Genomic DNA, 2,611 nt, shown 5'->3' on the forward strand with positions numbered 1-2,611 from the left:
GTTAGCGATGAGTTGTCAGCAGATTTGGCAGCTCATTTTTTATTTGAAACTATACATATATCAGCCAATGCCGTTGATATTAGAGAGATTAGAGGACAGCATTAATTCTTGTTTTTGACCGTTTAAAGCAGACAAAGATATAGATTATATTGAGTAGTTTGAGTTATGATATATGATGATTGGGAAAATTAGGTTCATATATGAATGGTTGAATAACATACTAGGTATTGGATGGATAAATATATGGATATTTTTTATGGCAAAATGAACCAGATGACCAGTAAGAGACAATATATTAATGGAATAGCTATTCTAGGTGAATGGGATGGATTTGCAATATTGCATTAAGAATGCTATAGCAGAAAGAATTAAATTAAGTTGTGCCATGCGGAGAGGAGAAAAACATTGGACAATATAGATATTGATAGCCTTGTGATGCTGTATGGTAAAGCTGTTTATGGATTTTGCCTTAGGCTTGCGAAAGACAAGGATAATGCTGATGACCTGTATCAGGAAACTTTCTTAAAAGCGATGGAAATGTGTAATAAAATTGATAAGAACAATAATCCAAAAGGTTTTCTTATTTCTGTCGCAGTTGGACTATGGAAGAACAATCGCCGTAAATATGCCAGGCGGCAAAGAATAGCCCCCGAGGGAGAACTGAACGAAGATATGGTCAACATCATGTGCACCAACATGTCAACACCAGAAGAGATTGTCATTTTAAGAGAACGCTGCGCAGTAATACGGACTGCAGCGGATAAACTTAATGACAAGCTTAGAATACCCTTGTACATGTACTACACTGCAGAAATGTCGGTTGAAGAGATAGCATTAGCCCTTAGAATTCCCAAGGGTACTGTAAAAAGCAGACTCCACAAGGCTCGTAAAAATCTAAAAAATGTCTTGGAGGGTTATCAGTATGGATAAATATGAAGAACTAGATCAATTGTTAAATCAGGCACTTTCTTCGACAGCTGAACCTAGTGAAGCTCTAAATCAGGAGATTAGGTATAGAATTAAGGAGAGTAAAACTATGAAACCAGCACGTAAAAAAATATCAGTTGCCATTATTGCTGCCGTTATCTTTATTATGTCAGGGTCGGTATTTGCTGCATGGCAGCTTCTAAGCCCGAAACAGGTTGCTGAAAATCTGGGAGATAAGACCCTTGCAAAAGCTTTCGATAGTGAAAATGCAGTTCATATAAATCAATCTATAACTTCTGGAGATTATACCTTTACACTTATGGGTATCACCTCCGGCGAAAACTTAAGCGATTTTAGAAATTCATCGCAGGATATTCATCCAGACAGGACCTACGCTGTAATCTCAATTGAAAGAAAAGATGGGAGCCCAATGCCTGATGTCAGTGATGAAAGTTTTGGTGAAATTACATTTATAGTCTCTCCCCTTATAAAGGGGCAAAAGCCCTGGCTGGTGAACATATTCACCATGAATGGCGGATATAGCGAATGTGTAGTAGACGGAGTCATTTACAGAATGATTGAATGCGATAGTATTGAGATGTTTGCCGATAGAGGAGTATATCTTTATGCTGGCACTGGAAGTTCTATCAACAATGAAACAGTAAGCTACAATGAAGAAACAGGTGAAATCACAATTAATGAAAACAATAAAGAAGCCAGTGTACTTTTTGATTTACCTCTGGACGAGAAAAAAGCAAACTACGAGAAAGCTGAACAGTATCTTAAAGAATTATTAAATCCTGCACCTGAGTCCAGAACAAATGATAAAACCATCGCTAGCTCGGAGGATGAGTTTGCTAATGCCTTTGTAATGAGAAAATCCATAAAGGAAGTTACTCATGATGATGAATTTGCGTATTATGAGTACAATGGCAATAAAGTGAAGGTTTCCTTGGACTTCCTGTTTGAAGACATAGAAGCAGGTGTATGGAAAACAGTATGGACAAATGAGGATGACAGAGTACATACTGCCATTCAGTTTTTTAAGGATGAAAATGGCATGGTTATGGGCAGAACAGTCAAAAAGGCAAAATAACTGCTTTACGGCATAATTTAAGTTAATGCAATAAAAATCATTTCTGAATAAAAAGGGCTTAACCGCGAGGATTAAGTCCTTTTTATAATGGCAAGCCTGCTAGTTGGGAAAAGCTGTGGTGTAGCTCTTACCAGAGGCTTTTACAAGGACAGTAGGCTTGTCTTATGTCCGCGAAGTGGACGCTTTTTATAATTCATAGGAAAGTATAAATTTCCTTAGCGTTAACTTTCCGTAATGAATTTCAAGAAAGGTTTCCTTGATTGTTAAAATGCTTCCAATGGAAGCCTTTCTTATGAAGATGGCGTGTTTTATAATTACTACCTGATGTTACATACATTTCTACTAATTCAAAATAGATATTGATTAATATTATCTGTAAGGTTGATTGCTATACCTGAGTACTTTATGTATAATGCAAAGAGTAAGCAATAGAAAAATTATGAAGATTGGGAGGCACTAAAATGGAACAAACAAAGAAAATAATTCTTTCACTCTGTTTATCACTTCTTATAATTCTAACTACCTTACCATGTGTCTATGCTGAGTCCTATACTCAAGAAGAACTTGAAATAGTTGAATTGACTACAG

Annotated in this window: 2 protein-coding genes; both read left to right on the forward strand. The window is 36.4% G+C overall.

The window, feature by feature from the left end; genetic code table 11:
- The first annotated feature begins 405 nt into the window (after positions 1-405).
- Positions 406-930: an RNA polymerase sigma factor gene (locus tag ACESM9_RS15460; protein WP_373000787.1), complete on the forward strand. Its 525-nt coding sequence runs from the start codon at positions 406-408 to the stop codon at positions 928-930.
- Positions 923-2,023, forward strand: a complete 1,101-nt coding sequence (locus ACESM9_RS15465; protein WP_373000790.1) for a hypothetical protein — start codon at positions 923-925, stop codon at positions 2,021-2,023. Before ACESM9_RS15460 ends, ACESM9_RS15465 begins: the two co-directional genes overlap by 8 nt.
- Positions 2,024-2,611: the final 588 nt, after the last annotated feature.

It is taken from the genome of Lutispora sp. (assembly GCF_041687175.1).
GTDB lineage: Bacteria > Bacillota > Clostridia > Lutisporales > Lutisporaceae > Lutispora.